The sequence below is a fragment of the Paenibacillus sp. EKM10P genome, assembly GCF_011800655.1.
Taxonomy (GTDB): domain Bacteria; phylum Bacillota; class Bacilli; order Paenibacillales; family Paenibacillaceae; genus Paenibacillus; species Paenibacillus polymyxa.
The window spans coordinates 138,768-152,845 of the sequence record NZ_JAALET010000003.1; the positions used below are offsets into that span (position 1 = coordinate 138,768).

Annotated in this window: 6 protein-coding genes; all 6 read right to left on the bottom strand. The window is 41.6% G+C overall.

Going from position 1 to position 14,078, the window contains the following annotated elements; genetic code table 11:
- Window positions 1-76: 76 nt before the first annotated feature.
- The gene (locus tag HFE01_RS10000; RefSeq protein ID WP_167437853.1) at window positions 77-2,449 is read right to left on the bottom strand and encodes a copper amine oxidase N-terminal domain-containing protein; all 2,373 of its coding nucleotides are present in this window, start codon (window positions 2,447-2,449) and stop codon (window positions 77-79) included.
- 537 nt (window positions 2,450-2,986) lie between these two features.
- On the bottom strand, window positions 2,987-4,333 hold the full coding sequence (locus tag HFE01_RS10005) for an efflux RND transporter periplasmic adaptor subunit (RefSeq protein WP_117288712.1): 1,347 nt from the start codon (window positions 4,331-4,333) through the stop codon (window positions 2,987-2,989).
- A gap of 19 nt (window positions 4,334-4,352) precedes the next feature.
- A complete protein-coding gene (locus HFE01_RS10010; protein ID WP_117288714.1) occupies window positions 4,353-7,490 on the bottom strand; it encodes an efflux RND transporter permease subunit in 3,138 nt (1,045 codons plus the stop codon).
- A gap of 352 nt (window positions 7,491-7,842) precedes the next feature.
- A complete protein-coding gene (locus HFE01_RS10015; protein WP_167437854.1) occupies window positions 7,843-11,856 on the bottom strand; it encodes an S-layer homology domain-containing protein in 4,014 nt (1,337 codons plus the stop codon).
- A 190-nt stretch (window positions 11,857-12,046) separates the two neighbouring features.
- Window positions 12,047-13,177, bottom strand: a complete 1,131-nt coding sequence (locus HFE01_RS10020) for a glycosyltransferase family 4 protein (protein WP_016822900.1) — start codon at window positions 13,175-13,177, stop codon at window positions 12,047-12,049.
- Between the two features lie 137 nt (window positions 13,178-13,314).
- Window positions 13,315-14,076, bottom strand: a complete 762-nt coding sequence (locus HFE01_RS10025) for a WecB/TagA/CpsF family glycosyltransferase (RefSeq protein ID WP_016822899.1) — start codon at window positions 14,074-14,076, stop codon at window positions 13,315-13,317.
- Window positions 14,077-14,078 lie beyond the last annotated feature (2 nt).

Consider the following 14,078-nt stretch of genomic DNA (forward strand, 5'->3'; position numbering starts at 1 on the left):
ACTAATAAAAGAAAAGGGCTCCAAAAGGAACCCTCTTCTCATCTAATTCAGTTAACTCAAAAGAGTTGCTCTTAAATTAGTTGTTGTTTTCAACAGTTACTGTTTTAGCAGTTGCATCATAGTTGATGGATGCATCCAAAGCTCTGCTCACCCAGAAGATAGGCAGTACAGTACGGTTTTTGTTAGTTACAGCTTTAACGTCCATACGAATCACAGAACCGTTAACAGTCAACAGGTTAGTGTTCAGTTTGATTTGAGCAACGCGGTCACCTTTAATCAGGGTAACTGTGGAAGTTGCTTTGTCAAACAGGATGTTTTGTGGGGATACACCCAAAGCTTCAGCTGCATAACGTACTGGCAAGTAAGTGCGTCCGTTTTCAGCATAAGCAGCTACATCAGCTGTTTTAGTTTCGCCGTTCACAGTGTAGGAAGTGCTTCCCAGTGTGAAGACAGCTTTAGTTTTAGTAGCACCTGGAGCTGGAGTTCCAACAGTTGCGATTGCTACTTCAGCAGCTGCAGTGTTGTTGTCTTTCCAGTTTTGAGTGTTGTCAGTTGCGCCTTTGTATGCAGTGTAAGAAACTGCGCTACCTTTCAGCTTAGCAACGATGTCGCCTTGTGCTACAGTACGGTCAACAGTCAGCTTAGGAGCGGAGATTGTGATTGTACTTGGAGTAGCAGATTCGCTGTCGATGTAGAAGCTCAGACGGCCTTTGTTGCTTTCGCCGTAAGTATCAGTAGATACGCTCTTCACTTTAACGTCACCAGCTGTAACTTTTACTTCTGGAGTAGAAGCAAAACGTACGCCTGTTGGCAATTCCAAGATTACTTCACGGCTACCGTCTTTCTTAACGAAAGCTTCTTTAGCAGCTTCAGTGATTGTGATATCGCCAACTTGTTGATCGCCCAGACCGATTGTCAGGGTTGGTTTGGAAGCAGCAGCCAGAGTAACTGCTTGTTTCACAGTTGCAACCTTAACAGTACCGCTCAGACCTTGGCTACCAGCAACATCAACGTTCAGATCGCCAGAGAAACCTGGTTGCGTAGCAACTTCAACGTTTTTCAGTTTCAAAGTACCAGCATCAGTTGTGCTGTTAGCATTGTTGAAAGTCAATTTCAAAGTACGTTTGTCAGAGTCAGTGTAGGAAACTTCTGCTCCACCCAAACCGTTAGTGTTCTCCATAGAACCGGAGAAGTTGCTTCCTGGGTTATTGCTTTCAAAAGTTGACTGCCAACGAGCACCTTCAGGCAGACGCAAAGTTACAGTACGTCCTTTTACGAAAGAACCAGCAACAGTTTCTTTAATTACAACATCACCAATTTTTTGCTCGTCATGACCAGCAAGGATCGTTGTTGGAGTAGCTACGGAAACGCCACCACCGATTTGACCATAGCTACCGACTACAAGGGAGCTAACGTCAGTTGTTGCATTACCAGAGATGCTAACAGTTACATCGCCTTCTTTAGCACTGTTTTCATCATCAACATAGAATCCTACAGGCAATTGGAAAGATGTTTGAGCATCACTTACTTTTTTCAAAGACAAAGTAAGAGTGTCGCCATCAGCAGAATAATTTACATCCCCTGGCGCAATTGCTTTGTCTGTTTTAGAAGTAAACAAAATTGTTGCTGCAGATTTAGGAGCTGAATCCCATTTAAAACCGCTAGGCAATTTCAATTTAATGTTGTTAGTTCCCAAAGAACCAGCAGTTTCTTCTTTAACTTTCAAAGTTGCAGTAAAGTTTTCTTCGCTGGAAACAGTGTCAGCTGCGGACAAGGATACTTGACCGGAAGAAACTACGTTTGCGATTGTTGCTTCACCGCTAGTGAAACCACTTGCAGAAGCTGCATCGAAAGTAGCTTTTACAGGTCCATTGCTAGGTCCGTTAACATTGATTTTACCAAAGTTCATGTAAAGATCAACGCTATCTTTGGAGTTAGTAAAGTTGAAAGTCACTCTTGCAGAGTTATTAGTGAGCTTCTCTACAGTCAAACCTTCACCTGGAACGTATCCAGTTTCTTTACGAGCTGCATCATTATCATTGTTATCGCCTGGATCAATGTAAACACCCAAACCATAAGTAGAATCAATAGCAGTAGGTACAATACCAGGGGCAGTAGCGAATTCGAAGCCTTTAGGCAAAGTAACAGTGAAAGATTCACCTTTACCAACAGAAGCTTGGCTTACGTTAACTTTTACTCTACCCAGAGTAGTGTTAGAAGTTTGACTTGAACCAATACTTGGAGTATTAACAGCAGAATAGCTAGAAGCTGCATGGATTGCAGTTGGTGCAGTCAATGCTGCGATTGGAGCTGCAACACCAGCAACCAATGTTGCTGTTGCCAGCACGTTGATCATTTTTTTGTTAAACTTTGTCATAACCTTTTTTTCTCCTCCTTGAATATAAACAGAAATATTATTTTTGTCTTTTTGTCGGATCTTGTCACTCATCAGTCGTTACACCTCCTTTCCGAGCTTTATGAGAACCCTTATAAAATGATATCTGTGACAATATCACAGAAGCTTGGAATCTAGTTGAAAGAAAGCGTCCATTTATGACGTACTCCAGTATTATACAATGTGATAACAATGCAGTAAAGATTTTTTTTAGCGAATTTTGTCTTTACGCTTTTGTACCCCTTTGTTTCATACTCACCCAATTAGACGTAGCATGGGTCCAAAAAGTTGCGTCTGTTTCAAAAAAAAATATTTTTTTTTGATTATGTATTTCGCTTTCCACAGTCATAATTATACTATTGAACCTGTTCCTCCGTCATCCTACAACTTTTACCTTCTCAACCTTAAATGTACAAGGTTATTTTCTGTACATTAATCAGGCCTCTAATGGAGTATATTCGTAACGAATAATCCATAGAATACATAAAGTACATAAAGACTATAGATTCCTAAGAAATCTAATACTCTAATACACTTTAAATAGTAGAAATGACGGAAAACAGGAATATAATGTAAATATAATGAAACAAATTATTTTACTACATTAATCTTCGCGCCATCAGAAAGCAGACTTACGCCCTTAACGACAACATTTTGTCCCTCAGTAAGCCCCTTGGTTATCTCAACCTGTTTGGCACTTTCCTGGCCTGTCTGCACTTCTACCCGTTTAGCAACAGTACCCTCCACTACATATGCATACTTCTTTCCTGCCTGCTCCGTAATGGCGTCCTGCGATACTAAAATGTTTTTAGGAGCCTCTGTCTTCATATATACAGTTACAACCATCCCTGATTTTAATTCGCCAGAACCATTAGGAACCGAAATCTCGACAGGATATGCCTTGAGGTCATTATCCATTACCGGATTGACGGCCGACACTCTGGCTTCAATGCGCTTGTCTAACGAGTCCACACCTACAGTTACAGATGAACCCACCTGCATCTTCAGAAGCTCTGATTCAGAAACGTTGACCTTAGCAATGATAGGATTGGTATTCGCAATTGTAACAACTGCAGATTGTGCACTAACCATTTGCCCTTGGACTCCTGTTACTACCGATATAGTGCCGGAAATCGGAGCTTTGACTACAGCATCCACCAGTTGACTACGCGCTGTGTCTAAATTCGCTTTGGCTTGATTAACAGAAGCACGCGCTACGTCTATGCCCGTTTTCTGTTGAGCAAGACGTAATGACTTCTGAGCATTATTATATGTTGTTTGCGCACTTTCCTTGGATGTTTGAGCATTGTGCAGCGCGATCTGTGCATTCTCCACTGCAGTTTGAGCCTTTCGATACGTTATTTGGGACTGCTCTAACTCGGATTGAGATAGAGCGCCCGCACTAAACAACTGTTGGTTGCGATTAAGCGTATTTTGTGCATCACGTACGGAATTTTGAGCATCAACCAAGCTGGTCTGAGCTTGAGTAATGGAATTGTCTTGCTGTACAAGCGCACTTTTGGCTTGATCCACACTGGACTCTGACTGTTGCACAGATTGCTCTGCGCCTGACTCAGCCTGTTTTAAATTGGCCAAGGCAACCTGATATGATTCCTGGGATTGCTTAATCGAGTCCCGTATATCCTTTTGATCTATAGTAAACAATGTGTCGCCTTTGCTTACCTTTTGCCCCACTGTAAGATTAATACTTTGAATCTTACCACTAATTTTTGGAGATACCTGAGCCGTCTCTTTCGGAGTAAAACTACCAATAATACCTGTTGAATCCTTAATACTACCTTTCGTCACTTTTGCCACTTGGACTGGGATTGCCTTCTGCACTGAAGCTGGCGCAGCAGGGACCTCCCCCCCACCGCAGCCTGCTAATGCAACTGATAAAAGCAAAGTTGTGACAACCAGAGCACTTTTTTTATTCATTATGTTTCTCCACCTCACCTTATATATGAACACTTTTTTGTAGTTTCGCTTCTTTTTTCAGTTGTCTCTTTGCTTGCCTTTTCAGTTTACGATCTTTGCGTTTCTGGATAATATTATCCAGTATTACGTAAACAACCGGAATGAGAATCAGTGTAATCAATGCTGCGAAAGACAACCCGAACACAACAACAACTGCCATTGGGGCTTGTGTCTCATTACCATCACCTGTAGCAAATGCCATAGGAATCAAAGCAAGTACGGTAGCGAGTGTTGTCATCAAAATCGGACGCAACCGCTCAGATGCTCCATGAATAATAGCTTCATCTCGATCTTCACCTTCTTTTCGAAGCTGAATTATAAAGTCAATCATAACAATCGCATTGTTGACGACCAAACCGACTAGCATGATGTAACCTGTAAAAGCCGAAACACTGAGGCTTGCTCCCGTTACAACTAGACCGATAAGTACACCAATTAACGTAGGCGGAATCGAAAACATAATAACAAACGGTGTGAGCAACGATTCAAACTGTCCTGCCATAACCATATAAATCAGAACTACAGACAGCAGAATAGCTATGGCCAAGTTTATAAAGGACTCCATCATTTGTTCATTTTGCCCGCCCCCCGTATCTGCACTATAACCTTCCGGGAAGTGAGTGCTCTTCAAAAGAGCATCAATTTTTTGATTGACAGTTAAAATATCCCCTGATCCATCAATGTCCGCAGTAATCTGTACTTGACGCGTCTGATCTTCACGGGTAACACTATCCGGTACAGCACGTTTATCAATACTTGCTACCGAAGATAAAGGTACATCAATCCCTTGTGAAGTGGTGATACGTAATGCATTCAAATAGGACCAGTCATGGCGATCCTGCTCTGGCAAAGATATTTTTACATCGATTTGGTCATCACCAGTGCGATAGCTTGTTGCAACTGATCCATTAAAGGAAGTGTTCACAGCAGATAGAATTTGGGTTGCAGATAAACCATATTGACTAGCAAGTTCTCGATTAACGGTAATCTCATATTCTTCGCGAACCGCATTCAAAGAACTTTTTACATTGACCGTTCCCGGTATATTCTTTACGTCAGCAACGAGATTGTCTGAGAGTTCCCTCAGGACGTCCATATCGTCACCTTTCAGATTAATGTTCACTGCCGATCCACTCGAAAGACCCGTTGCAGACGCCAGTGTAATCTCTGCATCCGGAATACTATCGAATTTCTTCCGAAGGCCCTCAACTACAGTATCTGTTGGCTGATGCCCATCCTTCAGCGTTACACTTAGTTGTGCCGAATTGGATGGAGCAGCCCCTGAATAACCAGAAAGACCACCAGAACCAACAGTCACTGTCATTTTGTCCAGATCAGGTACTTTCAGAATTTCTTTTTCTATACCTTGAACAATACTTTCAGTTTCCTCCAGAATTGTTCCGTTAGGAAGTTTCACTGTAACTGAGAATTCCCCAGTATCGGATTCTGGAATAAATTCAGCCTTAACCATAGGAATCAGAGCCCCAGCTGCCACAAACATTAATAACGTAATGATTAGAACAGATTTTCTATGATTAATTCCCCACTTCAGTATACGTCGATAGCCACCCTTAAATTTCTCAAATCCGATATTAAACCACACAATAGGGTTAATACCTTTATAAGTACCTGAAGAATATATGGACTCATCCGGTACGGTAGGCATCCAACGTGAGCCGAGCATTGGCACAATCATAAGGGATACCAGCAAGGCTGCTATATGAGAAAAGATAACAGTTAATGCCAACGGTTTAAACATAACTCCTGCAATTCCGTCAACAAAAACAACTGGTAAAAATACTACAATCTGCGCAAGTGCAGATGCCATAACCGCATTGCCCACTTGCTTGGAACCATCAATAGCTCCTTGTAGCATACTTTTCCCTTCATGTCGTTGCCTAAATATATTTTCAATAATAACAACGGCAAAGTCGACAAAGGATCCTAGCCCCAGAAGCAAACCGCTCAGTGATATAATATTAATAGTTTGTCCGGTGAAATACATCATCATAAACGTTGCTACGAAAGAAATTGGGATAACAATCGTAGCGATAATAGTAGAACGTACACTATTCAAAAATAACAGCAACACAATGGCTGCGATAATAAGCCCTAATATAGCATGCTCTATTAGTGAGTGTACGGAATCGCTAATGGGTTTGGATGCATCAGTTACCATCTCCAGTTGAGTTCCCGGAGGCAGATCCTTCCGTATTGCCTCTAAACTTTCCTTCACCGAATCGGCGATTGAAAGAGTATTTCCTCCTGTTGCTTTCGTTACAGATATATTGATACTCGGCTTTCCATTAAAGGTAGAGATAGTAGTGACTTCTTCTACGGAGTCTTCAACCGTCGCGATATCCTTTAATTTTACACTTCCCTTGCCTACAGGGATTGGTGTTTCGCCCATTTCTGAAACAGCTTTATATTCACCTTGAACGCGAAGTTGGATTTGTGTATTACCACGATATACAGAACCAGCAGAGCCAGCAACATTATTAGCCGACAAGGCTTGGCGAATTTGATCCAGCGTAATACCATAGCTTTGAAGCTTGGCCTGATCGACGGTAATCTTCACAAGCCGTTCTTGTCCACCTGACATGTTGGCTGCAGCTACTCCCGCAATTCTTTCAAGCCGTGGCTCGATAATATCTTCAGCAATCGGCTTTAGCTTGTTAATATCCTGGTCTCCTGTAAAAGCGAGAGTAATAACTGGCGTTGCATTGAGATCCACTTTAAGGACACGCGGCGAATTGGCCGCATCTGGAAGAGAACCTCTAATCGTATCAACTTTATCCCTCATATCGAGGGTTGCCTGGTTCATATCTACTCCCCAGTTAAATTGAATCATGACCATAGATGATCCTTCTGAAGACTCGGACGTGATTGTATCCACGTTCTCGATAGAAGCCAAACTCTTTTCAATAGGTTTAGTAACCAATTCCTCAACCTCAGTAGGCGTTGCATTTGGAATACTGGTCACCACTGCAGCGTAAGGCAGCTTCATATCCGGCATATACTCGACAGGAAGCCTTAACGCAAAAATACCGCCCCCGATTAACAAAGCAACAATTAACATAAATACTGTTACAGGACGGCGTATTGAAAACTGAGACATCTCATCACTCCCCACTCACTTCTCTATGTAATATTTAAGCACACACATCCTCTACTACGATGAAATAGGCGTAAAGTTTCAGATAAATGCGCAAAAAAAACATATAGAAAAATAATAAACACATTTTGAGATAAATTCTTAAAAAAAAGCAATTAATTACAGCTTTTTATGGCAAATCTAAAATGAAAAATGCCTTAGTGCTTATCCAAAGTTTTTACCTCTTTGATATTATGGCATAGGCCCGTAATTCCAGTCAAATAGCTGATTTATAAAAAACATCCCTCTCATGTATATGAAAGGGAATTTCCATTTCGCATGGAGGGATGTTTAATAATTTCAGGTTTTTGATTGATTAAATTTTAGGAAGCAGTTTTTTATCAGCCATAACTTTAGCTACAATAATCGCTGCATCTCCGCGCAAGGTCAAGGATGTAGGGTTAAACATATATCCTTTTTTCAGATCACTTGCATCTACAGGAGACCCTGTGATAAAGCCTTTCTTGGCGATAGCCAATACAGATGCTTGTGCATAGTAATCGATCTTGTCCGCATCTTTAAAGGTTTTAGACAGATTTTTCATGATCTTGTCATGATCTGTTTCCAGCTTCAAATTCAATGCCTTGGCGATAATGACTGCTGCATCTTGACGTGTGATTACATCTTCCGGCATAAAGATTCTTGGTTGCGAACCTTTGACAATACCGGCACGTGCAGCTGTTTCAATATAACGATAATCGTAGAGCGCATCTGCGGATATCGTATTTGGAATAGACACGTCGTCGAAATGCTTCGCTCCGCTGAAATTAAGCGGAATTTGCAGACCTTTGACAATCATCGACGTGAATTCGCCTCTTTTAATGTAGCTGTCAGGTCCAAAGCTATTGATTGGATCCATCGGGTTCATAACACCTTTAGCCAAGATCGCTTCGATGTAATCTCTGGCGTACTTGTGCTTAATGACATCACTATATGTTTCTCCAACCTTAGCAACTACATAATAGCCAAAACGATCAAACGGTACTTTAATGGTATGTTTCTTCGGATCCACCACACCACCAATGTTCTGCCAATCCTTCAAATCAGGATCAAAAAAGAACACCGTCATTTGTTTCCCTGCATCCTGAGCAATACTGCTATCGTACGTCAGCGTCAATGTAGCACGCTTGGAAGGCACTAGCTCGTTAGACGGGTCACGCCAGTAGAAGTTTTTGATTTTGCTGCTGTCATTTTGCGATTTGTTAGCCAATTGATATGGATCAGCACCATATGTTACCGGATCGTAAGCATCTGTTTTGATATCATCAGCTGTACCTGGGTCAATCCAGAATACTGGACTGGACTTGGTAAAACGACTTGGGAAATCTCTGTTGAAGTATCTACTTCCATCAGCAATCAAACTCTGCATGTCGGACAATGCTTTTTCAGTTTCAAATTCATGACGGTCTACCACACCATCTTCGCTATTCGCGATCGCAAAGTACAAAGTATGACCAGAGAAAACCTGGTTTTTGAATTGCTGTGGTTGATCGTAATCCCGACGGATCAGGCTCGTTCCCTTCGCGAAAGCAAGTGTAAGATTACCATCAAACACTTTGTGCGATGTTTTCATCGCTTCCATGTACTGCTCACCAGGAATATTAGTAGGCACATACTTAACAGTGATGGTCTGTTTTAATTTTTCCTTCCCCACTGTAACCACTACATCAATTTTATTATCTTTGTTGGCTTTTAGACCTGTAACGATGGCTTTATAAGTTGATGGGTAATCCACAGTACCATCATAATCAGAGTCGAATCCTTCTTGAACTGCTGTTTCCTTACCTACTGTAACACTATCTGCATTACCTGCATTTACAACAACTTGCACAAAGTTTTGATTTACGATCCGTTTTTCAGGAAGCGGACGCAAGATATCAAAAGATGTGGATTGACCAGATACTTGCAGTCGGAAAGTAGCAAACGGTCCGCTCTTGCCACTATTGTACAAGGTAATGTTATAAGCTACTGGCGTTCCATCTTGCGAAATAGTTTGGTTTTTCAATACAAAACTGAAATACTTTTTGTCCGGATGGTAGTATACGAGCAGGTCTTTCAAATCTTTGCTTGTAAACTTATCCGTAGTAGCACCAGAGTTGTATGCCGTTTTGGCATCTTCTGCTGAGAAGAACTCGTTATTCAGCGTCCAGTTTACCTCACTGTCGTCTGATCCCTTAATTTCTAAAATGTATTGATCTTTATTGGCAATATCACTTAAAGAACCACTCACCTGGTCCGCTTTACCCAAATCAGCAATACTGAAAGTACCAAAGATATTGATATTTTTCAGCGATGTATTGTAGTTAGTGTCATCTACTTTAGTGAAATTTGCATCTTTTGCTTTCGGCGCAATTTCGCTATATTTCGGCGTATTGCTCAAGCCGCTAACAGGTGTAAAAGGAATAATGCCTTGTGTGTTTGGAACAGGAATTACTGGAATATTCGTTTGTGTAAAGTTTACTTTTACCGTATTGCTATACTCAATACCTGGCTTGAACACAAACTTGATTTCATTATTTCCGTTTGCCAGTGCGTTGGCAGCCGCATCATACGAAGAAGCAGCCAGCTTAAAGTTCGCTCCTGAGCCTTCAAGGTCAACTAATACGTTGTTCACATACAAAAATACGTTTCGGTTACTGCCAGTGTAGTGAATATCAGCTGCATTACTTACATCCAGCAATTTACCTTTAAAATAACCCAACTGATTCAGTTTATACGTATTTAAGTTTGCACTCGATGTATTCAACGGAATTTGTTGACCATCATAAATCGTATCGTATTTCATGAATGGACCCTGCAATAAGTTTACAGTTGCCTTAATCAATTTGCTTGAGTCACCATTCAGGTAGAAATTCAGGACGTTTTGTCCTTCTTTAGGCAAAGTATCTACATAAGCAACAACTTTCTTCACTTGTGTTGACTTACCATTGATTGTCCGAATCACATCTTGGGAGCCCACGGTATGGACGGTTACACCAGAAAGCTCGCTAATTGAACTAGGTGTACCATTAACAATGATAAACTCCATACCTACAGGTACAGATGGAGCATCTGTAGTCTTGTTCTTCATAGAACTTCCTGTTAATTTCATAGCTTCATCTATGGCAGCAGCTTGATCAGACCCGCTACCATTAATTCTACTTAACAGCTGATTATTAAAATCAGGGAGAAAGTTCACGTCGTCAATATAAGGCTGAGTGCTACTGCGCAATGTAAATTGAACCGCAGATGCATTGGAGCTTGTTCCATCTGCAAACCCTACACTCAGGGATGCACGAATCAAGTGGTCAGTTACGATACCATCAGGCACAGTTACCTGGAACGGATATACTTTGTAACCACTAGATGTAACCACATTCGCTGTATCAATCGTAGCATCAATTCCATTGGTATCCCCAATGGCGCTACCGTTATTGCTTACATCCGTAAATCTGGCATTAATTTTGCTCACTACTGGATCAGTTGCCCCGGAAGGAACCAGAACATTACCTTTCAAAACCACACCGCTTGTAGACGATACGGTAAAGTCAGGCGAAGTCGTCAGATCAGCAGACACATTGCCGTCCTTATTCAAGGTCAAATCAGAAAATTCAGGTTTACCGGTATATATCGTAATTTCACGCGTAACTGTAAGAGCCTGAGTTCCGTTATTCACTTTAATCGACACTATATTTTTACCCGGTGTGAGTACAACACTACCTGTTAATTTATAGCTAGTATAAGAGGAAACATTATACGTGTTACTACTTTTTGTAGAAGTGAGCGTTACACTGTCAGCATTAGGAGCTGTACCTTGAATGACTACTTTCACGTCATCTGTACCGCTATTTCGCGCATCTGTCAGCACCGCAGTTTGATTCTCTAGCAACTGCTGAGTTTCACCATTCAGCGTAGCAGACAGATCATATAGCTTGGGTCCATCCTGATACTCAATGTAAATGGAATCCTTCATTTCGGCTGAATTTTGACTGCTTTGGAATGTAATTCGGTTCAAACCAGGGAACAGTTTAATATCTGAAATTTGAATTGTAGAGCCATTGACCGTAATTCCGCCCTTTTGACTCTCATTTTTATTAACTACTGTAAGGTTTGTTCCATTTTTGGAGAGTTGGAATACACTATAAGATATAGTACTTCCATTCACTCCGTTAATCGTACCGTTAACTGTAACACGGTCGGTGTTTACCATTCTGGCCGAATCCGCATCATATTTTTCATTTGGAAAAATGAAATAAGTTCCTGTCGCAGCATGAGCCGTACCTACCAGGGCCGCCGGCACCAAGCCAATGATGAGACCAACCGTCAGCAACATGGATAGCAATCGTTTCAAATCATTGTCCTCCTTTGATTCTGTCGCACCTTGGGGTACGTAATCATTCATTACTTTTTTTATCGGTAGCAAACATACAAAAAATTAGTAAATTCTCAAAAAAGGAGGGAGTTTTTTTACAGCAAACATCAAAAAAGCCTTCAAACCCGCGGTATACCGCTAAGCTTGAAGGCTTACATTTAAATTAAAATTATAATTTCGATCGCGTCTGGGAATCTGGCTTAGCCAACAACCGAATTAGTGTGTTAAGAACAGGACGTTTGGTTTTGCCAACGAGCCCAATAACTTCTGCCCCGATCTGTAGGAAGAACATCATGATACATATCACGACAAAGGTGACCCAGTTGGCTTCATTAAGCGCAGCCGACGATTGAATCACGGCTAATATACCGAAAAATACAGCAATACCGTAGATAATCAACACCGTCTGTCTGTGGCTGAAGCCTAGTTCGCGTAAGCAGTGATGCAAATGACCTTTATCCGGTGAGAATATCGGTTTTTTCTGCAACTTGCGACGAATAATAGCAAAGAATGTATCTGACAAAGGCACACCGATAATAATCAATGGCGTAATAAATGATACGATAGCAATTTGCTTGAACCCAAGCATTGAAAGCATAGCCAGAGAGAAACCTAAAAATAAGGACCCTGTATCACCCATAAATATTTTTGCAGGATGAAAGTTGAAAAACAAAAATCCGATAATACTGCCCAACAGTACAAGGCAAAGCATGGCTACCATGTAATTGCCCATTAGTAGTGACATCACAGCGATCGTTCCAATCGCAATTCCTGAGACACCTGCAGCCAGTCCATCCAGACCGTCAATCAAATTGATGGCATTGGTCACACCTACGATCCAAAAAATCGTAAGCGGAATGGAAATCCAGCTTTCTAAAGAAGAGTATGCATCTTGAAAAGGTACATTTACAAAATCCACACGAATATCAAAAGCAAACACGACCATACACGCCACGGCAATTTGAGCTAAAAATTTCAATTTCGCATTAAGATCAAGACGATCATCGAGAGCACCGATCAATGTAATCAACGTACCGCCAATCAGAAAGGCTGCAATAAAGTTAATATCCCGCGAGGACAGCATTCCGTCAGGCACAAAAGGTAACATCGCCAATAAGGACAACAGAAATGCCAAGAAAATCCCCAGACCGCCAAGACGCGGCATAATTCGGGTATGTACTTTTCGGGCATTCGGCACATCGACGGCTCCAACCTTCACAGCAAATCTCTTGACGAGCGGTGTCAGTAACAGCGCAAGTCCCAGTGCCATGATGAAACCAATAATATAGATCAATAACATTTGATCATTCGACCCCCAATTTTAAAGCAATGCCTTTTCAGATGTAACCGCATTGAATTATACTCTGATCAAAAATAAATACCAAGCCTCATATTCTGGCAAATTAGCGGGTTTTAAAGGCAGATTCAAGCTATTTATCACACTTTTGTGACGTTTTCTTTTTCACGCATCACTTTCACTGCGAATTTCGGCAACGCAAGCATTCTTTTGTAACGAGTGGGCTCTTTTAGAAGTCTATATAACCACTCGGCTCGTAGCTTTTGAAACAGTTTAGGTGCGCGTTTTGTTTTGCCTGATATAACATCAAAACTACCGCCGACCCCCATCATCACCGGCACACCAAGTTTATCCTTGTATTTACCAATCCAAGGTTCCTGTGTGTCCGCTCCACGTGCTACAAACAACAAATCAGGGTTCGCTTCACGAATAGCCGCAATCACTGCTTCGTCCTCGTTAGGACCAAAAAAACCATCGCGCTTGCCACAAACCGTAATTCCAGGATAAAGCTCATGTACCCGCTGAGCGGTCGCCTGAATCACTTCAGGCGTCGATCCAAGTAAGTAAACTTTCCAATGATAGTTTTCTCCAGCTGCGAGCAATTCATGTAACAAGTCAAAACCCGCCACCCTCTCGGGTACAGGATGCCCAACATAGTTTGCAGCCCAGACCACACCAGTTCCATCCGGAACAATCAACTCTGCCTGTTTCATCACATTCATATACACTGGATCTTCCAATGCAGCCATGACCATAATCGGATTGGCAGTGATCACTTGATGGGGGCGGCGAGACTTCACCGCCTGAATTAATACATTTAATGTATCTTTCATATTAAGCCTTGATACCTGAACACCGAAAATCGGGACGGTAGGCACACTCGTAACCTTATCAACTGTCACTG